Source organism: Streptococcus sp. UMB0029 (assembly GCF_002871495.1).
GTDB lineage: Bacteria > Bacillota > Bacilli > Lactobacillales > Streptococcaceae > Streptococcus.
Window position 1 is genome coordinate 93,701 of record NZ_PNGD01000006.1, and the last position, 19,379, is coordinate 113,079.

A 19,379-nucleotide genomic window follows, 5' to 3' on the forward strand; every position below is an offset into this window, starting at 1 on the left:
AGATGCTCTACGAATTATAATTGAATTTACTTATTGAATAACTTAGCCCAATTCTGCTTGGAATTTAAAATTCTTGAGACATAAACCTCATATTTGTCGATATAATAAAAAGCTAAGTAATTTTCAATAGGCATATATCTATAACGTTTTCCGTCATCTGTTAATTCACCATAACCTCGACTCGACACCAAAGGACATGCTTCTGGAAATGTTTCTAAAGTTTCTAGTGCCGTTAAAATAAGGTCTAATTTACTATCGGCAGATTGCTGGCTGTAAAAATTCAGTACAATATAATCATGTATTTCTCTCAAGTCTTTCTTAGCTTGATCCGTAAGAGAAACATGGTAACGTTTATGATTACTCAAGTCCAAATTCCTTTCTTACATCTGCTAAAGACGTTAGTTTCCCTTGCTCAATTTCTTGATGGCCCAACAAGATTTCCTTTTTTAAATCTTCAAAAGCAACCTGATATTGAGTCTCTTGTGAATCACTAAATACGAACTCTTTGGGATCAACTGCACCTGTCGCAATTTTACGAAGTGCAGCATTAAAGATATCTGACAGGGTTAACTTTTCATCAGCTAAGATTTCTTTCGTTTGTTGGTAAAAAGTCGAATCTGCTCTAAAATTAACAGGTTGAGTACTTGCCATAATTAATACCTCTTTGTAAAGATGTTTTGTAAATACATTGTATCATCTTTAGATTTAAAATTCAACTAAAAGCTTAGTATTCCTCGCTCATCATAAATACTACTATCATTATTTTGGTGTCTAATACATCTATCAATCCCCATTATAAGAGCAACAATTCCATCGATTTTTTCAATTGATTTCTCTTTATCTGGTTTGATATTGCCTGCAGGGTCTTGGCGCATAACTACGTTTTGCGACATCCATTTTAAAACAGGTTGTCCTCCGTGTTGTATACGACCTTCCATCATAAGTTTGAATAATTCCTTTGACGGTGGACTCATATCCTTGTACCCCTGACCAAAAGGAATCATTGTCAGCCCCATATCTTCTAGATTCTGCACCATTTGCGTTGCATTCCATCTATCATAGGCGATTTCTTTTATATTGTATATCTTTGATAATTCCTCAATGAACTTCTCTATAAAGCCATAATGAACAACATTACCCTCTGTCGTCTTTAGATAGCCTTGCCGTTCCCATACGTCATACAAAACATGATCTCTACGACAACGAAGTTCAAGAGTATCTTTTGGTAGCCAGAAATAGGGTAGAATGATGTAATTTTCTAATTCATTCCTAGGTGGAAAAACTAAAACAAAGGCTGTGATATCGGATGTACTTGACAAGTCTAGCCCTGCATAGCATTCACGACCTTTCAAACTTTCAAAATTGATAGGTGCATCGCCTTTGTTGTATACATGTTCAGGAATCCAAGCAACCGTAGAATTTGTCCACATATTTAGTCGTAGTTGCTTGAATACATTTTCTTCAGCAGGATTATCAAGTGCTTGTTTATAGGCTTCTCTGACACGGTCTAAGCCAATGGTATGACCTAATGATGGATTTGCTTTTAACCAGTTACTTTCGTCATTCCAGTCCTCTTCATCAGATAAACCATAAACGACAGGATAAAAAGATGTATCTTTCTTTCTGCCCTTTAAAATCTCAAGTGCTTTTGTATGTAACTCGTAACAAATTGAATTCTTATCTGTTCCTGCAGTAGTAATGATAAAAAATAAGGGTTGTTCTCGTGCATCACCTGAACCTTTAGTTAAGACATCATAGAGGTGGCGATTGGGCTGGGCATGAATCTCGTCAAACACGAGTCCTGAAACATTGAGACCATGTTTTGTACCAGTCTCAGCGGATAAAACTTGATAGAAACCTGCATTAGAGTAGTTAACAATTCGTTTCGTAGCACCCATTATTTTTGAACGTTTCTCTAAAGGTCGACTCATTAGTACCATTTGTTTTGCTACATCGAATACAATAGAGGCTTGATTTCGGTCACATGCAGCACCATAAACTTCTGCACTAGCTTCATTATCTGCATAAAGTAAATAAAGAGCAATTGCTGCTGCTAGTTCACTCTTCCCATTCTTTTTTGGAATTTCAATATAGGCAGTTAGAAATTGACGATTCCCATCTTCTTTAACAATCCCAAATAAATCTCGTACTATCTGTTCCTGCCAAGGTAAAAGTATAAACTTCTGACCTGCCCATTTTCCTTTAGTATGACAAAGGTTTTGAATAAAAGTCACTGCTCTATCAGCCTTACTTTTATCATAATGTGATGTAGCTAGCATAAAAGGAGTTGGTTCATAATGAAAAGTCATAGTAAACCTCCCAACAAATCTTCCATTTCGTCACCTTTACCAACCTCAGAATCCATAGTAGCTAAACGATTCCTAGCGGATGGGGTTAGACCAAATTGTTCACAAAACTTCAGCATGATTTTTAAATTAGTTTGACTAATTGAAACTTGTGGAACTTGCTGTAAATACCCATTTGGTGTCTTTAAGATAGAACCATGTTTTGATAAAAACTCCTCTGCTTCTTTCCAACGTGCGTATGCTTGACAATAACCTGCAAATGCGGTCATATCCATTTCCGTCAGTAATCCCATTTGTTCCAATATTTTTCCCATCCGCTTCCATTCCCTCTTAGCATCTTCTTCAAGCCACTGGGGGCAACGTGGAGCCTTCTTTTGAGGTTTTACTTCATTCGTTGGGAGAGGCCGTTTACCAGGATTACCTTCTAGAACTTTTAAATTTGTAGGTTTCGGTTTACGTCCTCTAATTGCCACTAATTCACCTCCTAAAATAAAAAGAACTCAGATCGAGTTCCAATTTATAATTTATTGTATGTATCCACTATTTCTTGATAGATAATTTTATCCAAATCATCCATTCGGTCAGTAATTTTGCCATATTCATAATGAAAAACTATTTCTTTATTTCGTTTAATTTTTAGGATTGCTATCCAAGCGCCATCAATATGTCGGTCATAGGTACTAAATTCCCTAAGAAACTCAATATGATAGTGTCGACCATTGAATCCTCTAGTAATCATTTCCCACATAACTATCCCAATTTTATTATTTTATCAATTCCGTAAAGTACATTTAAACTTTGTCCATTATCCCAACTTACTAAAATTGAACCAATATCATCAACACCAATTACCGTACCGAGAGTACCTATAGGTGGCGCAAATGGATCCTCCATTTCGAGTAATTTTACTCGAGTTCCATTGGGATACAATGATTTCAAAGTCTTCACTTTTAAGTCATCCATAATACAACCTCTTCTCTTTTGTTTAGTACATATTAACTCTAAAGTTCATCTTTATCCAGTTATTTTTGATGATATTTTTGAAGATAATATGGCACAACCAATAGCATAAACAACTGGCACTGTGACTCCGTTTCCTGCTTGTTTATAGAGTTGTGCATCAGAATTTACAGCTTTTGCCTTTTCAAATAAGTCATCACTGAAACCTTGAAGTCTAAAACACTCTTTTGGAGTAAGCCTTCTAATTTTGACAACACGACCATTCCAAACTACTGCGCCCATCTGACAGCTACATGAAAGGTTGTGAGCTATTCCTCTCCCTACTCTTGCCCTTCTCGTTAATGAACTTGGATAAGAAAGATCAACCGAGTCACCAACCTCCGCCAATTGATAACCTTGCTTTGTTCCATTCCTAACCTTGATACCTTTTGTCAAAATTGGTTGAACCTCAAGCACTCCAGAGTTCATTGCTGTACGCTTTGTTGCACCAGCAGTATAACGAGCAGTTATACATCTTGCTTCTTCAGTTAACTTTGGTCCAGTTAGCGATTGGTCAATCAGGTATAGACCTGTCTTAGCTCCTAGTCCACCACCCTCTCCAACAAGTGTTGTTGCAATACCACTGGGGTCATAGACACGGTAGCTTTGCATACCGCCTACAAGTTGCTTAAGATGGCTACTGCTTTCTCTGCTGAGAGGTAGTACTTTTCGTCGACCTTTTCTTCTAAGATGTCCGATAGTATAGATGCGTTCTCTATTTTGTGGTACTCCGTAATCTTTTGAGTTGAACACTTGCCATTCAAGGTCGTACCCTGATTCATCCAAGATAGAGAGATAGTCGAGATAATCTCGTCCCCCACCACTTGATAAAAGTCCTTTAACATTTTCAAGGAGAACCCATTCGGGTTTATCTTCTTCTTTTTGGCTTTTGATGAGTTTAACAAATGTAAAAAAGAGTCCACTTCGCTCACCGTATAGGCCGGCTCGTTTCCCTGCGATAGACACATTTTGACAAGGGCTTCCCGCACACCAGAGATCTGCTTTTGGTAATCGTGTTGGATCGATTGTTGTGATATCGTCATGAAACCATTCTCCTTTCGTATCATACATTGCTTCATAAGACTTGCGTGCAAACTTATCTTTTTCACAAAATCCTATACACTTCATTCCTGCTAATTCTAGCCCATGTCGAAAGCCACCAACTCCGGAAAAGAAATCTAGAAATGTTAGTGTCATACTTGTTCCTCCAACTCCTTTAACACTTGGTTATAAGTTAAAACCTCATGATTACGTTGTACGGTTACTTCAGTATCGCCTGTAACTTCTATATAGCGTTTAACAATGACATCCACAAACTTTTCATCAAGCTCGATTCCATAACAAACACGTCCAGTCTGATCTGCAGCTATTAAAGTAGAACCAGAACCTAAAAATGGATCTAAAACTATTGTTCCACGCATAGAAGAGTTTTGAATAGGGTAAGCCATAAGTTGAATTGGTTTCATGGTTGGGTGGTCTTTACTAGACTTAGGACGGTCATATTCCCAAATGGTAGTTTGCTTCCGATCACTAAACCATTGATGCTTTCCTTTTTTCTTCCACCCATATAAACAAGGTTCATGTTGCCATTGATATGGGCTACGACCTAATACAAGTGAGTTCTTTTTCCAGATGCAACACCCACTCAAATAGAAACCAGCATCTTTAAAAGCTTTACGGAAGTTGAGTCCTTCCGTATCTGCATGAAAAACATAGATAGACGCATCATCTTCCATGTGATTTTCTACTTGAGTAAACATAGAAAGGAGAAATTGATAGAAGTCTCCGTCAGACATATTATCATTTAGGATTTTCCCAGCCGTCTCTTCAACGTCAACGTTATAAGGCGGATCTGTTACAACTAAATTAGCTTTCTTATCACCAAGTAATTGGTCGTAGGTTTCTGATTTGGTAGAATCACCACAAATGACTCGGTGCTTTCCGAGTTGCCAAATATCACCACGTCTTGATACCGTTGGTTTCTTCAATTCTTCTTCCACATCAAACTTATCTTCAGACAACTCCTTGTCATGGACATTAGAGAGGATATTATCAATCTCTGGCGGTTCAAAACCAGTCAGGTCTAGATTAAAATCAGACTCCTGTAAATCCAAAAGTAAGTCCGCTAAGAGAGCGTCATCCCATTGACCTGTAATCTTATTGAGAGCAATGTTCAATGCTTTCTCATCTTCTTTAGAAAGCTTTACAATTACACACTTAGCAGTTTCATAGTCAAGGTCTTTAAGAACTGTCAAGCGTTGATGACCACCAATTACAGTTAAATCTTCATTGACAATAATAGGGTCAACATATCCAAACTTTAGAAGCGACTGTTTAATTTTTTCATATTCTTTATCCCCTTTTTTCAGTTTCTTTCGAGGATTATAAGCTGCAGGCTTTAATTCTTTCAGAGGAAGTTCTTTTATTTCCATTGTTGGTTGGTTCGTCATTTTAGACTCCTTTGTAAAATCTTATCTGTATGTAGCAGGCATGGCTACAATATTTTCTATTGGGATTGGCATAAGATAAAAATGACTTACCACAACACTGGCAAGTCATTTCTTCATATGCAGTTTGTTCCTTATCATGTTCCTCTTGATGATTTTTCCACCAATTTATTCTGCACCTATCTGAGCAAAATTTCTTCGGCCGTCCAGTTTTATTAGGAACCATAGGTTGAAAACATTGAGGACAGTTTGTACCATCTTGAACTCGTTTCTCAACCATCAAATACGGTAATGTTCCTTGTCCCTTTAACTCAGGATGTCTTTTACAATACTTCTTAACAGAGTCTTTAGATAAACCAATTACTTTAGCAACTTCACCGTATCCTAAGCCATTTTTTCTAAGTAACCAAATTTGTTCTCGTTGAAAGTTATTCATACCTGTTCCTCACTTTTATACTAAAAAATAAGGTTATTTTCGTACCTAAATTTAAACAAATTTACGAAAATAACACTCACTTAATTCTATATTCTTACTGGATTCTTTACTATTTTGAATTGATTTTTATATCCCACCTTATCAATTTTGCGAAATTGTACGTTTGAGGGGGCGTCGGTCTTTTACGGACAAGGATTTAGAGATTTTATCCCCCCTTACCCCAAAATTTTTTTAAGAATTAACATTGATTTGGTAACGACACAATAAAAGTGTCATCACCTGAGGAACTTCTTTTTAAAATAGTTCCTCTTTGTAAAAGCACTTCATATTCAGTTCTTCTTGGAAAAGTTCCATAATTTATTTGGGATATATCGATCCTCTTCACATCTTTTTCTACATATAGTTTAATAACAACTTTATCCTCTAGTTCTGCTTTTTCCTTGGCCCAACGTTCCATCTTTGAAGTACTTAAATATCCTCGCTCTTTAAAAGATGAAGAGGACATTAGCTCTTTATAAAACTCTTTATCGATGACTCTGTATAAAACTTTATATTCCTCTTGTGGGGCTTCATTAATTATTTCATCTAAACATTTTATTGAATTTATCGTTTGACATAAGATATTCTTATCGCCATATTTTATTTTTTTAGTTCGAAGATATTCATTGATACTGTAATATGTACTACCGCAATATCTTTCAAGCGCTTCAAAATATTTCTCATTATTATTGCTCGTTGAAATTCTATACGGAGAAATTTCATCTTTTTTATTATTGACAAAATTAATATAGTTCATAGAAAATTAAACTCCTTATATTTTATTTCATACTTTTCTACTAGTATATAATAATTCTATCAAAACCGATAGGTATATTCTACATATCTGTCAGTCGTCTTGGTCTTTCTATCATGACAAGATTTACAAAGAGCTTGCCAGTTGGATTGATTCCAAAAGAGTTCTTGGTCACCTCGGTGGGGACTGATATGGTCAACCACTGTCGCCTTGGTCAGTCGACCATTTCTTTGACAGTAAACACAGAGGGGATTCAGCTTTAAGTAACGAATCCGTGCTTTGTTCCATCGTGAATTGTAACCTTTAGCTTTGGTTGTCTTGGCATCAAGTGCGTGGTTAGTCTTGTGGTCATCGCAGTACCTGTTTCCATAGGTCACAAGGTTTGGACAACCATTCTGCTTGCAGGGAGTTCTTGGTCTACGTGGCATTTTACTGCTCCCAAGGAAGAGTTGGTTTCGTAAAATGTCCAAAACATGTAGATTGAGTGTAGTCTACGTTTAGAAGATCCAACTCCTTGATAATCCCTTTCGGTGTTAAATCGTACCGTTCTTTAATCATTCCTACCAATTGTTTGCTCGTATAGTTACTTGTTCCAAATGTTTCTACATGAATAGAAACCGGTTCTGCGACCCCAATAGCGTATGCTAATTGAACTTCGCATCGTTTAGCATATCCTTCACGAACGATGTCTTTTGCAATCTTACGTGCCATATAAGCTCCTGAGCGATCCACTTTACTTGGATCCTTTCCTGAAAATGCACCACCACCATGATGGGCAAATCCACCATAAGTATCAGCGATAATTTTTCTTCCAGTAACTCCAGCATCTGCATAAGAACCACCAAGAACGAAACGACCAGTAGGATTCACTAAAACATTAAAATCAAGGTTTTGTTTATACTGTTTAGCAACTTTCATCATAGATTCTTTAACAATAGATCTTAAATTCTCAATTGTTATTTCATCGCTATGCTGAATTGATACTAAGAATGTTGTAATTCTTTTATTGTCATAATCATAAGAAACCTGTGCCTTAGCATCTTTCCCTAAGAGCGGATGCTGAAGTTCCATAAGATTCTCAAGAACACGAGTTGCTAAAACGTAGGGAAGCGGCAAGTATTCGTTAGTTTCATCAGTTGCATAGCCATACATCATACCTTGGTCACCAGCACCACCTGTATCAACACCTTGAGAAATATCATCACTTTGTAATCCGATAAGATTTGTCACAATGATATTTTCCATTCCTAGTGGTTTAACGACATTTCGAACAACAGTTTTTAATTCAAACAAGGCTGTTGTTTTCATTTCACCAGCAACCACTATATGATTATCTTTGATAAGAGTTTCTACTGCAACCCTGCTATTCTTATCTTGTTCTAAACATACTGTTAGAACTGCATCTGAAATCTGGTCACAAATTTTATCTGGATGACCATTAGATACTTGTTCACTCGTAATAATCATTATTTCCTCCACGCAAAAAGCCTCCCCATTTGGGTAAGGCTCTGTTTTTTTTATTTTGCTTTTCTACCTGCTTCATAGGCTTGTTCAAGCATTTCTTTCAATGCCCAAACGCTGATGTCATAAAAGTCAAGGCTGTCGCTATTTCTCGTTTCTAGCGTTTCAGCGCCTATTCTATTTTTTGCGATTTTTGTTAAAATATCTTCTTTCTTCATGGTTTTATCCTCTTTCTTTTTTGTTGTAACCATATTACCTCTAAGAGCGGGATATATCCAGTCATTTGTGCATTATTTTAAAGATATTTTAAACTTTTAAAGTTTTCAAAATCACTTCAAGAATAGCTTCTTGTTCATTAGATTCTGGGTAGATATCCCATCCTCTGTCATAAGAAATGATAGTATTTTCAGCAACCTCAACCTCTAATTTGAATACACATCCTAAATCAATACCTACATCTGATGGTTGGTCACTGACTTTTGCTATGTAATCAACTATTTTTTCGTGATAATGAATCTGACCTCTGGTCCACATAGTTATTCTCCTCTTATTTTTCTAGGTGTATATTACCGTAGAACCAGAATTTTATCCAGTGAAATTAGCCGATTTTCTATCTTTTTTGACATCTTAAGTATATCACACTCATTTTTAAAAAGCAGTACCATCTTAGTAACAACTTAGTAACAGGGTAGTACCACCTTAGTAACACCCTAGTATCATTAGCCATTTATACTCAAGGTTTTCCCAGCAAAACGGTAATATTCTTTTACTTGTTTTAAGGCTTTTTGTCTATATCGACTAACTGTCATTCTAGAAACATTATGCTTAGGTAGTAACTCATCCCATGTCAATCCAACTAAGACTAAATCAACTACTACATCCCTCATAATTTCATCAACAGAAGAAACAGCAAGTTCAAAGAAATCTAGATCAGTTTTTAAATGACAGTACTTTTCAAACAATGACTCCTGATATTCTCTTTCCTCTGCTAAGAACTTATCATGAAAAGATAGAGCCATATTTTCTGTCCTAACATTTGTTTTACTCGTTTTAACACGTTCTTCATTTGTCTGTCTAGTAGCAAGAGAGTATAGAAAAGCATCTTCTGAAATGGGTTTATAGTTTTCAATCAAGTTCTTTGCAATTATTAAATCTCTTTTTGCATCTTGATAGTGTTGGAAATAGTAGTCTACTTTATCCATATCAACCTCCTACTTGTGCTTTTACTGCTTCAATCAAACGTGATTGTTGTGCGTCTTTGGTAGTTAAGGCTTTTAGAATATCATCATCAATTGTACCTTCCGTAACAATATGCTGAATAATGACTGTGTTTGATTGTTGCCCTTGACGCCAAAGTCTAGCATTGGTTTGTTGGTAAAGTTCAAGAGACCAAGTTAACCCAAACCACACTAAGTGATGACCTCCCTTTTGTAAATTTAGACCATGTCCTGCACTAGCTGGGTGTAGCAAACCCACAGTGATGTTCCCTTTATTCCATTCATGAATATCAGTTTCACTTTTAAGAACTGTACTTTTAACCCTAAGCTTGTTCAATCGATCTTGAATACGAAGTAAATCATGCTTGAACCAATAAGCAACCAACACAGGTTCTCCATTTGCGGCTTCGATAATATCTTCAAGTGCATCTAGTTTTTGATCATGTAACTTGATAATTCTATGATCATCAGAATAAACTGCACCATTTGCCATTTGAACCAGTTTATTGGATAAACTAGCAGCATTTGCTGCTGTTACTTCAATTTCGTTAGAATCAGAAATAACAGATTCCTTTTTAAACTCTTTATATCTTTTTGCTTCTGCGTTTGTGAGATGAACTGATTTTTTCGTTGAGATTAATGTCGGCATTTGGAGATAATCCATTGCTTTCATAGAAATTGTGATGTCATCAATCTTGTCAAAGATTTGAGCCTCTGCATAGTCCATTGGAATATATTCATAGACGACGTTCCCATTTCTACGTCCCTCTCTAAAATAACGACTTCGGTATTCTCCGATAAAACGCCCCAAACGGACACCGCCATCAATGACTTTGAACTCCGCAAACAAATCCATCAATCCATTGGAACTCGGTGTGCCTGTTAAACCTACCACTCGTTTCATGTAGGGACGCATGGCCATAAAAGCTTTAAAACGTTTTGATTGCCATGATTTGAATGAACTTAATTCATCAATGATAATCATATCCCACTTGAAATGAGGATGACACTGTTCAACTAACCAAGGGATGTTTTCACGATTTACGATATAGATATCCGCATCTTTATGTAGTGCTGCTTGTCGTTGTTTGGGGTTGCCAACAATTTTTGAATATCTCAAATGAGACAATTCTTGCCACTGCTCTATTTCGTCACTCCATACTGTATTTGCGACTCTAAGTGGAGCAATCACCAGTACTTTATGAATTTCATAGCGATCAAACATCAGTTCATTAATAGCTGATAAGGTTGTAGCTGTTTTTCCCATCCCCATGTCTAAAATGACTGCTGCATAAGGAGTTTTTATGATGAAGTCTTTGGTGACTTCTTGATAGTCATGCAGTTTCAATTTCATCCAATATCCCCTCAATATCTTTCTTATTATCTAAAACATAGACTCGAAATCCTAAACGTTCAAATAGCTTATGCCGTGACACCTGCAAAGCTCTAGGATGTTGATTAGGTGCTTTTACTTCCACCAAACCAAACTTGCCATTGGGTAAGAATACCAGTCGGTCAGGTACTCCTGAAAAGGAAGGTGATACCCACTTTGGACATATACCACCACGCTTTTTAACCTTGCTTGCTAACTTTTGTTCAATCACTTTTTCTCTCATACTTGTCCTCTCATCAGATTTAAATGGTGGAGGTCTAATGAGGTCATTTCCTAAACTTTCCTTATATACTTATTCTTAGTTATATTTCCTATAGAGATAGTTTTAGAAAAGACCATCATTGACTTACACTAAACAAAGAAATGGAAGTCGTGGAACTTAATCCATAAACTTTTTGACCATACTTCACAAATTATTTTTCACTGAATACTTCAACGACTTACACTCCAAAAATACTTGATTTAAAATCTAGTGGAGATATACCCTCACTTGTGTAAGTCATTAGTTTAGAAAATCATCGTCATCAGCTTTTAACGATAACCCCATAATAAAATTCCCTTTATTAGTCCGTTTTCGTTCATAACCAGCTTGATTAAGTGCAGCATAGAAATCAGTTGTACTTCGTGTGTATTCTAAATTTTGAAGGCAATATGCACGATACTTGCTGTACAGTTCTCCTGATTTCTCACTTAATGTTTCTCCCACTTCACAACTTTCATTGATGAAATGTCCCAACCAGTCATTAGCTTCGCGGTAGGATTTGACAGAGTTTTTTACTGCTTTTGGAACTGATGTTTTAAAATTTGCTTTAATGGCTTTTTCCGCACCTTCAATAATCCACGATAAAATTGCTGGCCCAGCGTTATCATACAGATAATCCGCAAAATTCTTAATATCTGAACGACCAGTAATTTTGGCATTAAATGGAATAACAACCAAACGACGCCAAGTACCATCATCGTTCGCCCCAACTTTTGGTAAATGATTCGTATAAAGTACCAGCGTATGAGATGGAACAAAATGGAATGGATCCTTATACTTCTTTTCTGCTTGAATTTCATCAGTTGAGGTAATTTGCTTCACAACTGCAGTATTCAATCTCATTCCTTCTGCCATTTCAGAAGCTATTACAAGTCGTTTCCCTTTTAACTCAGCAAGCTCTGGACTTACATTTCGTTTATTATTCATGGTTAAAGCATCTGCAGATAATTTGCCAGAATAGCTTCCAAGTACTCTAGCGATTGTATTCCAAAAGGTTGATTTCCCATTGGCTCCTCCGCCATAAGCGATAATCATATGTTCTTGATAGACTTTTCCTATTGCCGTCATACCGATGATTTCCTGTACATAATCAATCAGCTCCTGGTCATTACAGAAAAAAGTAGCTAAAGTTTCATTCCATAATCCCAAGCCTTCATTACTTGGAGATACAGTGGTCATTTTTGTAATGCAATCTTTTGGATCATGTTCATGGTAATCCCTAAGTCCATTTCTTAAGTTGTAGGTAGCGTTGGGAGTATTGAGCAACATATCGTCCTTATCAAGTTCTGATAAATCAATGGCTAACATTGGTTTTGCAGTATTATGAGTCGCAGTAATATAGCGATAATCTCTTCGCTTCATCACAAACTGATAATAAGCTTTTGAGGAAAGATAAATAGAATGAAGTTTTTGTTGAATCGGTGTTTCAATCACTTTAGCAAGAGCTTTACCACCTTCACGAACTACTGATTCATCAATTCCGGAGTTGACTAACTCTTTAACGGACTTTTCGTATTGTTCAAGAGCATCTGCTAGTTGAAAGTCCATAAACTCAAGAACCTTTCCTATGGCCAATTGTTTATCTTCTTTCCAATACTGACCATTAAAAGTTAAATAGTCTGTCGCATTTGTATAAGCTAAAACATCACCATACTCTCTAGCTAACACTCCAGCTTCCCCGATATCAGAAAAATCATCCGGTTTTAAAGAAGGCCTATTGAAACTATCTGGTGAAATATAATCATCTGAAGATTTAATTGTCTTATTGTAAAATCGAACCGCACTTCCCCAGATTGTGTCTAGTTCAGATTTCTCTAATGGCGGTTCACATCTAGATGCCTGCTCATCAAAACCACTTCTTGCTTCTTGTGTAACTCCTAATCTTTTAAGAATTTTAGCCGCAAAAACTGACATGGTTGAATTTCGACTTCCCTCAGCGATAGGTCCTTTAGATGGTCTATAAAAGTCAGCATCAAAATCTTCTTCTAGCTCCATAGAATTAAGTTGAAGTAAACCTTCGTCGATAGTCATCCAGGAATCATTCCATATGACTTTTGCATTTGGATTGCCAAAGAAGAACCTTGCTGCATCTTTTGCATTATCATCAAAAAATTGATACCTATTCGTGAGTTCTTCTTTCATAGCTACATAAGCTTCCCTATCGTTTGTTTCTTTAATTGGGAAATAAATATGAAATTTTGGACGTGCTATCATGGCACCCTTAGACAACATATGGTTTCGACTAGTAACCAAAGCAAAGTTATAATCAATAAAGATTTCTTTAATGTTCTCTTCTGTAACCCACTCGTTAGGGTTGTCTGTCTTGTCATTATCGATATCCATGACAATAACATTTGATTTTATAAAATTTGAGTTTGAGCGAGTGTGATTAGTAAACTCTGCACCTACATGATCGTATTGAACTGCATTCAATAATGATTTGTCATCTGTTATTCTGACTTTATTGGGATATGCAGTACTTGTTTGGATACCTGTCTTTCCAGAATGACATAACGAAAATTGCATCCGCAACTCCTCCTTAATCTGCTAATAAATAGAGAGTCTATTTCTCTATCTATCTTTATAGGTAAAAATTGCCTGCTATTTTCCGGTTCAGTAGAAATTTATTTCAAAAAAATTACTCTTCCTTTATATGTCAAAGGGAGAGTTTTCTTTGTTTTAAATTTTTTATTAATTTATGAAAAAAACCGGAATTCAATTATCTGTTTTTACCTATACAGGTGTAAGAATTAGAAATCGAATAAAGAAATATTTTTTGAAATCCGGAAATTCTAAAGTGATTCTTACCTATAAAGATAGGAGGATATGAAATGACAAAAGAACAATTGATTGAACACGATGAACAATTAGTAGATACACTAACTGCCATCAGTGTTATCTCAAAACAACTAGCTAAAAAAATCAAAGAGGACGAACAATATGAGCAAAATGAAACAACTGAATGACTTATTAAATGAAATGAAGGAATCAGCAAAGTGCCAGTTAAGAATTATAGAGGAGTTTCAAGAACTACTATCTGAGGAAAACACTACTTCAAATCACGAAAAAGTTATGGAAGAACCAAGACATGTTACCCTTGAAGAATTACGTGGTGTACTTGCTACAAAAGCTAGTGAAGGATTTAAAGATGAGATTCGAGCTTTGTTAAAAGCTTATGGTGCTGATTCACTTTCAAAATTAGACCCTAAAAACTACTCAGCTTTAATGGAAGAGGCTGGAGGTATTGGTGTTGACTAATCATGCTGTATTATCCGCTTCCGCTTCTCATCGATGGCTAAATTGTCCACCATCAGTAAGATTAACCGAAAAACTAGAAGATAAGGTATCAACGTATGCTTTGGAAGGAACAGATGCCCATGAGTTGTGTGCCTATTTAGTTGAAACTGCACTTGGACGTAAGGCGCGTGATCCTACTGCAAACTTAACTTTCTATAACGAGGAAATGCAACATTGCGCAGAAGAATATCGGAACTATGTAGTTGAACAGATAGAAATTGCAAAAACATATTCTAGAGATCCAACCGTTCTTGTTGAACAGAGACTAGATTTCTCAAAATGGGTTCCAGAAGGTTTTGGTACAGGAGACTGTATTATAGTGGCTGATGGTTTGCTACAAATCATCGATTATAAACACGGTCTCGGTGTACTGGTTGATGCTGACCATAACCCCCAAATGATGTGCTATGCTTTAGGTGCTTTGGAAATGTTTGAAGACTTATACAGTTTTGATAAAGTGACAATGACTATTTTCCAACCACGAAAGAATAATGTCTCAACATTTGAAATGGACAAAGAAAAACTACTTTACTGGGCTGAAACTGAACTTTCTCCTAAAGCTGAACTAGCTTTCAGAGGTGAAGGAGAAATGAAATCAGGAAAACACTGCCAGTTCTGCAAAATAAAAAGCATCTGCCGCAAACGTGCAGAAGATAACCTAGAACTTGCCAAGATGGAATTTGCTGATCCTGCTACTCTCAGTAATAAAGATATATCGGAGATTTTACCAAAAATTGAATTATTGATAACATGGGCTAACGATGTTAGAAATCATGCTTTAAATCTAGCTACAAATGGCCATACAATCCCAGGTTACAAGCTAGTTGAAGGACGTTCTATTCGAAAATTCTCAGATGAAAATAAAGTAATTCAAACAGTAACTGCTGCAGGATTTGACCCCTACGAAAAGAAACTACTGAACATTACTGGGATGACTAAACTGCTTGGAAAACAAGCCTTTAATGAGCTTCTTGGTAATCTAATTATAAAACCAAATGGGAAACCTACACTCGTTCCAATTGATGATAATCGTCAAGAAATGAACCTAGCAAAAACAGATTTTTTAGAGGACTAAACTTATGACAACAAAAGTTATTACAGGAAAAGATACACGTTTTAGTTATTTAAACGCTAATGAACCAAAAGCTATTAATGGTGGTAAACCAAAGTATAGCGTGTCACTCATCATTTCAAAAAATGATGTTCAAACTATTGATAAAATTAAAGCAGCAATTGAACAAGCCTATAAAGAAGGTGAATCTAAACTAAAAGGGAACGGAAAATCTGTTCCATCATTAGAAGTATTGAAAACACCACTACGAGATGGCGACCTGGAACGTCCTGATGATGAAGCCTATCGCAATGCCTACTTCGTGAATGCGAACTCTCCACATAAACCTGGTATTGTTGATGCTAACCGTCAAGAAATCATTGATACTTCAGAGTTATACTCCGGTATCTATGGACGTGCCAGCATCTCCTTCTACGCTTTCAATTCAAACGGAAATAAGGGAATTGCTTGCGGTCTGAATAACCTGCAAAAATTGCGAGATGGTGAGCCTCTGGGAGGTCGTACAAGTGCTGAAGATGACTTCGCTACAGACGATGATGATTTCTTAAACTAAGAAAGGAGATATGAAAGATGATTTTTTCAATTTTTATGACTATCTTAATGGCAGTTTGGCTATTCACTGGACTATATGCTGCATTTATGACAATTCGAGATGATATCCGATCAGAAAAAGAGAGAAAACAAAAAATGGTGAATGCAAATGACAATAATTGAATTCCTATGGACTGTTGCATCTTGTCTCACAATCGCTTTACTCAGTCATCTTTTATATGTTAGTATTCGCAATGACATCAGATATGAGAGAGAACGATTCTTTAGTCGCAGAAATAAACACTAAAACATGGTGGCAGTTCTTTCTGCCACCTTTTTAAGAAAGGATGAATTATGCAAATTAAAGAACTATCAGTAGACATAGAAACTTATTGTGATGTAGACCTACGGAAAACTGGAGTTTATCGATATGCGGAAGATGAATCTTTTGAAATCCTTCTTATAGCAGTATCTATCAATAATGCTCCTGTAATTGTTTATGATCTGACTAAGGATAAACTACCAAATCTTATCCTACATGCCTTAATTGATGATACAGTCATTAAATGGGCTTTCAACGCAACATTTGAGCGCATTTGCCTGTCTAATTGGATTAAGAAACATTACCCTACCTTACTTAACGAGAACTTTTTATCCCCAAACTCTTGGCGATGTAGCATGATTTGGTCTGCTTATTTGGGATTGCCCTTGTCACTTGAAGGTGTAGGTACGATTCTTAAACTTAGTGAACAAAAACTAAAAGTTGGGAGTGAATTAATTCGCTACTTCTGCCTTCCTTGTAAACCCACAAAAATAAATGGTGGTCGAACACGTAATTATGAAAATCACGCGCCAGATAAATGGAAAAATTTTATCGAATATAATAAACGAGATGTAGAAGTTGAACTAGCAATCAAAAAAAGGTTGCAAAACTTCCCAGTTCCTGACTTTGTATGGGATGAGTACCACCTTGATCAGAATATCAATGACTACGGTATTGGAGTTGATGTTGACTTTGTCCAGTCAGCCATCAAAATTGATTCAGAGAGTAAAGCAAAAATCCAAGAAGAATTGAAATCTTTAACAGGTCTTGAAAATCCCAACTCTGTTCTACAGATGATTGGTTGGTTACGTGAGCACAATATAGAAACAGATTCACTAGATAAAAAGACTGTAAATAACCTTTTACATAAAGTTGATGAAAAAACTGCAAGAGTTCTAAAATTACGTCAGCAAGCAGCAAAATCAAGTGTATCCAAATATCAGGCAATGATGAATTGTGTTTGTAAAGATGGACGTGTAAGAGGAATGTTCCAATTTTATGGAGCAAACCGTACTGGGCGATGGGCTGGACGATTGGTGCAACTTCAAAACCTTCCACAAAACCACTTAAAAGACTTAAATGAAGCAAGATTACTCTTTAAGACTGGAGATAGTGACACTGTTAAACTTCTCTACAATGTTCAAGATACACTGTCACAGCTTATTCGAACATCTTTTATTCCTAGTAAAGATAAGAAATTTATTGTTTGCGACTTTTCTGCTATTGAAGCTCGTGTTCTATCCCATCTAGCAGGTGAGACGTGGAGAACTAAAGTTTTTAATAAAGGGGAGGACATTTACTGCGCCAGTGCCAGTAAAATGTTCCATGTCCCAGTAGAGAAACATGGAGTTAATGCACACTTACGTCAAAAGGGAAAGATTGCAGAGTTGGCTCTGGGATATGGTGGTTCTGTAGGTGCTCTTAAAGCAATGGGAGCTATTGAAATGGGATTAGCTGAAGAAGAACTACAACCTCTTGTTGATTCTTGGCGATCAGCCAATCCTAACATCGTTCTGCTGTGGTGGGATATCGATAATGCCGTTAAGACTGCTATCAAGGAACAAACTGAAATAGAGAGTCATGGAATTCGATTCAGTGTTGAAAGAGGAATCTTATTTATTACTCTTCCCTCTGGGCGAAGATTAGCTTATGTCAAGCCAAGAATTGGAGAGAATCAATTCGGAGGGGAATCAGTAACTTATGAAGGGACCGGTTCTGCAAAACGATGGGAAAGATTGGAAAGTTATGGTCCAAAGTTTGTCGAAAACATCGTTCAAGGAATTAGTCGAGATATACTAGCCCATTCGATAAAACAACTAAAAGACAAGAAAATCGTTGGCCATATTCACGATGAGCTTATCATCGAGTGCTTACCAAAGCAAAATCTAGATGAAATATCCAATCAAATGTCCATTTCTCCAATCTGGATGAGAGACATCAATCTACGAGCTGAAGGGTATGAATGTTACTTCTATCAAAAAGACTAAAGAAAAATCCGTATCCTAAATAGGATAGCGGACTTCTTTTATTATTGGTTTAATTCTCTGTAGACTTCTTTGGCCATTGCTTGAGCTTTCTTAATAGCATCATAACCTTGAGTCTTTTTCATTCCAAGTGTAGATATAATATCTTGTTTTGCGATGTCCATATTCTCATAAATAAGTCTTAGAATTTGGCCATATTTCTTATTTCGACGTTCTACTTCTTCTATCAGTTCACGAATTGTTTCTAACATCATAATAATCTCTTCGTGAGAATCTACACCAGTTGGATCGAAACCGACTTCTTCGCTATTAGACATTTTATCCAACATCTCATCTAAAGATAAGTCACTAACTTTCGTATAACGATTAAGATACTCGTTAACATCCATATTGAAGATTTTAATGACATTGTCAAAGTCCTCAATAAAAACTGGTACAAAACCTACAAGTACAGCTTTCCCATAAAACTTAAATGTTTTTAAGTTTTTAGGATTGATATCTTTGCTCTGTCTCATCTCTTTATCTCTAATAACGAAAGGCGCGAGAACTTGATTAGGTCCACAAGGTACATCGTTATATGGCTTTTCACTTTTATAGCGATCTGGAGTGTATTTTGAATTGAGTTGTTGTTCATTAATTGGCATGTCTTGTCACCTATTCCTTCGTTCACAAAGGAATAACTCATGCCAAAAAAACTATTAAATTTTGTTTCTGACCACATCAGCATTTCCTTTGCTAAATCATGGTCAGTCGACTTCACAGACTAACTGCTATTCACAACTTCCACCTTTGAAGTCAGAGGCCGTGATCAAGGGCAAGGTTTCGGTTGGATAGTAACTTTGTAAACGCACTCATTAT

At 36.3% G+C, this 19,379-nt stretch carries 25 protein-coding genes; 6 read left to right on the plus strand and 19 right to left on the minus strand.

Going from position 1 to position 19,379, the window contains the following annotated elements; all coding sequences use genetic code 11:
* Positions 1-26: 26 nt before the first annotated feature.
* The 18 genes from CJ239_RS05310 to CJ239_RS05395 form a co-directional block, all read right to left on the minus strand.
* On the minus strand, positions 27-365 hold the full coding sequence (locus CJ239_RS05310; protein ID WP_006153450.1) for a type II toxin-antitoxin system RelE/ParE family toxin: 339 nt from the start codon (positions 363-365) through the stop codon (positions 27-29).
* Positions 358-651 (minus strand): antitoxin, encoded by a 294-nt coding sequence (locus CJ239_RS05315; protein WP_045615998.1) that lies wholly within the window; start codon positions 649-651, stop codon positions 358-360. The genes CJ239_RS05310 and CJ239_RS05315 overlap by 8 nt, the downstream gene beginning before the upstream one ends.
* A gap of 65 nt (positions 652-716) precedes the next feature.
* Positions 717-2,309 (minus strand): terminase large subunit, encoded by a 1,593-nt coding sequence (locus CJ239_RS05320; RefSeq protein ID WP_102210783.1) that lies wholly within the window; start codon positions 2,307-2,309, stop codon positions 717-719.
* Positions 2,306-2,779: a phage terminase small subunit P27 family gene (locus CJ239_RS05325; protein ID WP_102210784.1), complete on the minus strand. Its 474-nt coding sequence runs from the start codon at positions 2,777-2,779 to the stop codon at positions 2,306-2,308. Before CJ239_RS05325 ends, CJ239_RS05320 begins: the two co-directional genes overlap by 4 nt.
* Before the next feature lie 44 nt (positions 2,780-2,823).
* Complete coding sequence (locus CJ239_RS05330; RefSeq protein WP_102210785.1) at positions 2,824-3,054, minus strand: hypothetical protein; 231 nt, start codon at positions 3,052-3,054, stop codon at positions 2,824-2,826.
* A gap of 2 nt (positions 3,055-3,056) precedes the next feature.
* Complete coding sequence (locus CJ239_RS05335) at positions 3,057-3,269, minus strand: DUF4314 domain-containing protein (RefSeq protein ID WP_102210786.1); 213 nt, start codon at positions 3,267-3,269, stop codon at positions 3,057-3,059.
* Between the two features lie 51 nt (positions 3,270-3,320).
* Positions 3,321-4,502, minus strand: coding sequence for a DNA cytosine methyltransferase (locus CJ239_RS05340; RefSeq protein WP_102210787.1), 1,182 nt, complete (start codon positions 4,500-4,502; stop codon positions 3,321-3,323).
* The gene (locus CJ239_RS05345) at positions 4,499-5,755 is read right to left on the minus strand and encodes a site-specific DNA-methyltransferase (protein WP_102210788.1); all 1,257 of its coding nucleotides are present in this window, start codon (positions 5,753-5,755) and stop codon (positions 4,499-4,501) included. Before CJ239_RS05345 ends, CJ239_RS05340 begins: the two co-directional genes overlap by 4 nt.
* Before the next feature lies 1 nt (position 5,756).
* Positions 5,757-6,188: a hypothetical protein gene (locus tag CJ239_RS05350; protein WP_001058892.1), complete on the minus strand. Its 432-nt coding sequence runs from the start codon at positions 6,186-6,188 to the stop codon at positions 5,757-5,759.
* 238 nt (positions 6,189-6,426) lie between these two features.
* Entirely contained in the window at positions 6,427-6,984 is a 558-nt protein-coding gene (locus CJ239_RS05355) for an ADP-ribosyltransferase (RefSeq protein ID WP_102210789.1), read from the minus strand.
* A 59-nt stretch (positions 6,985-7,043) separates the two neighbouring features.
* The gene (locus CJ239_RS05360) at positions 7,044-7,409 is read right to left on the minus strand and encodes an HNH endonuclease (protein WP_102210790.1); all 366 of its coding nucleotides are present in this window, start codon (positions 7,407-7,409) and stop codon (positions 7,044-7,046) included.
* A gap of 1 nt (position 7,410) precedes the next feature.
* Complete coding sequence (gene metK, locus CJ239_RS05365; protein WP_102210791.1) at positions 7,411-8,448, minus strand: methionine adenosyltransferase; 1,038 nt, start codon at positions 8,446-8,448, stop codon at positions 7,411-7,413.
* Positions 8,449-8,498: 50 nt separating this feature from the next.
* Positions 8,499-8,693, minus strand: a complete 195-nt coding sequence (locus CJ239_RS05370; protein WP_049520278.1) for a hypothetical protein — start codon at positions 8,691-8,693, stop codon at positions 8,499-8,501.
* Positions 8,694-8,748: 55 nt separating this feature from the next.
* The gene (locus tag CJ239_RS05375; protein WP_102210792.1) at positions 8,749-8,976 is read right to left on the minus strand and encodes a hypothetical protein; all 228 of its coding nucleotides are present in this window, start codon (positions 8,974-8,976) and stop codon (positions 8,749-8,751) included.
* Positions 8,977-9,161: 185 nt separating this feature from the next.
* A complete protein-coding gene (locus CJ239_RS05380; RefSeq protein ID WP_006153945.1) occupies positions 9,162-9,644 on the minus strand; it encodes a hypothetical protein in 483 nt (160 codons plus the stop codon).
* A 1-nt stretch (position 9,645) separates the two neighbouring features.
* Positions 9,646-11,013, minus strand: a complete 1,368-nt coding sequence (locus CJ239_RS05385) for a DEAD/DEAH box helicase (protein ID WP_102210793.1) — start codon at positions 11,011-11,013, stop codon at positions 9,646-9,648.
* On the minus strand, positions 10,994-11,275 hold the full coding sequence (locus tag CJ239_RS05390; protein ID WP_102210794.1) for a VRR-NUC domain-containing protein: 282 nt from the start codon (positions 11,273-11,275) through the stop codon (positions 10,994-10,996). The genes CJ239_RS05385 and CJ239_RS05390 overlap by 20 nt, the downstream gene beginning before the upstream one ends.
* Before the next feature lie 279 nt (positions 11,276-11,554).
* Positions 11,555-13,840 carry a phage/plasmid primase, P4 family gene (locus tag CJ239_RS05395; protein WP_102210795.1) on the minus strand — a complete coding sequence of 762 codons (2,286 nt, stop codon included), beginning with the start codon at positions 13,838-13,840 and terminating at the stop codon, positions 11,555-11,557.
* A 305-nt stretch (positions 13,841-14,145) separates the two neighbouring features.
* On the opposite strand from CJ239_RS05395, the gene CJ239_RS12140 reads away from it, so the two are divergent.
* The 6 genes from CJ239_RS12140 (at position 14,146) to CJ239_RS05415 (ending at position 18,524) form a co-directional block, all read left to right on the plus strand.
* Positions 14,146-14,280: a hypothetical protein gene (locus CJ239_RS12140; protein WP_257994450.1), complete on the plus strand. Its 135-nt coding sequence runs from the start codon at positions 14,146-14,148 to the stop codon at positions 14,278-14,280.
* Positions 14,255-14,572 (plus strand): hypothetical protein, encoded by a 318-nt coding sequence (locus tag CJ239_RS05400; protein WP_102210796.1) that lies wholly within the window; start codon positions 14,255-14,257, stop codon positions 14,570-14,572. Before CJ239_RS12140 ends, CJ239_RS05400 begins: the two co-directional genes overlap by 26 nt.
* On the plus strand, positions 14,565-15,686 hold the full coding sequence (locus tag CJ239_RS05405) for a DUF2800 domain-containing protein (protein ID WP_102210828.1): 1,122 nt from the start codon (positions 14,565-14,567) through the stop codon (positions 15,684-15,686). The genes CJ239_RS05400 and CJ239_RS05405 overlap by 8 nt, the downstream gene beginning before the upstream one ends.
* A 4-nt stretch (positions 15,687-15,690) precedes the next feature.
* Positions 15,691-16,236, plus strand: coding sequence for a DUF2815 family protein (locus CJ239_RS05410; protein WP_049520270.1), 546 nt, complete (start codon positions 15,691-15,693; stop codon positions 16,234-16,236).
* 17 nt (positions 16,237-16,253) lie between these two features.
* Positions 16,254-16,397 (plus strand): hypothetical protein, encoded by a 144-nt coding sequence (locus CJ239_RS11725; RefSeq protein WP_173276729.1) that lies wholly within the window; start codon positions 16,254-16,256, stop codon positions 16,395-16,397.
* 171 nt (positions 16,398-16,568) lie between these two features.
* The gene (locus CJ239_RS05415) at positions 16,569-18,524 is read left to right on the plus strand and encodes a DNA polymerase (RefSeq protein WP_102210797.1); all 1,956 of its coding nucleotides are present in this window, start codon (positions 16,569-16,571) and stop codon (positions 18,522-18,524) included.
* 41 nt (positions 18,525-18,565) lie between these two features.
* On the opposite strand, the gene CJ239_RS05420 is transcribed toward CJ239_RS05415, so the two are convergent.
* Positions 18,566-19,165, minus strand: coding sequence for a hypothetical protein (locus CJ239_RS05420; RefSeq protein ID WP_102210798.1), 600 nt, complete (start codon positions 19,163-19,165; stop codon positions 18,566-18,568).
* Positions 19,166-19,379 lie beyond the last annotated feature (214 nt).